Below are 849 nucleotides of genomic sequence, written 5' to 3'. Positions count from 1 at the left end.
CCCTTTATGCTACCCGGCATCCCTTCCCCGCAGGAATGCCTCTAAGGCAGCAGCCAGGGTTTCATTCCCCTGCAGATCCAATCCATCCGGCCTCTGGGGTGGGTGGGCGGGATCCCGCAAAAAGTCCCAGGATCCTTGAAAAAACTCCTCTGGCGAGAGAATGCGATGCCAGCCATAGCGCCGCAAACCCTCAACCAGCAACGGCGACTCGGCAAACCCAGAGCGGGTAACACAGGCCATAGGTGTGCGGCTGCGCAGGGCCTCTGCCAAAGTGCCATAGCCCGGCTTGGACACCACCCAGCGGCAGAGGGGCATCACATCCACCGGTCGCCACACCCGCCCATCCAAAACCCGCAAGTTGGGCAAGGGGGGAGCTTCCGGATCAAAGGTGAGAAACTGCCAGTCGGGAAAATCTTGGAGCCGCTCGTAAGGAAACCCCCGTACCCCCAGCCCGCCAAAGGTAAACAAAGCCCTGGGTTGCTCCGGGTGTAACCCCAACTGGGCGGCAACCTCCTCCGGCCCGTAGCGGGGATCCGATCCCGTCAGCCCCACCTCCTGCTGACGCGGGAAGGCGCTAGTGCTCCGCACCGCTGACGCGACCATGCTCTCGCTAAAAGGCAGGCGAAATAGAAGGTCGCACTGCCCGTAGAGCTCCTGGATCCAGGCCACAAACGGTTGAAACTCCGGGCCATACTCCTGATAGATGAAATCCCAGCCAAAATTACTGGCCATCCAGCAAGGGATCCCAGCAGCCTGGGCAATCGCCGCAGCAATGGGCGGCACATCCGCCAACACCAAAGGCACCCCCTGGGCTCGAATGAAATCCGCTTCTTCTCGAACAAGCTCCGC

At 61.2% G+C, this 849-nt stretch carries 1 protein-coding gene; it reads right to left on the bottom strand.

All coding sequences use genetic code 11. The annotated features are described in order from the left end of the window. Window positions 1–9: 9 nt before the first annotated feature. On the bottom strand, window positions 10–849 hold an 840-nt coding region (locus NW856_RS12850; protein WP_414400584.1), incomplete at its 5' end, for a glycosyl transferase.

Source organism: Synechococcus sp. R3-13 (genome assembly GCF_047462195.1).
In the GTDB taxonomy this organism is placed as follows: Bacteria; Cyanobacteriota; Cyanobacteriia; order Thermostichales; family Thermostichaceae; genus Thermostichus.
The sequence above is the reverse complement of the archived record's forward strand: the minus strand, read 5'-3'. Positions and strand labels throughout refer to the sequence as shown.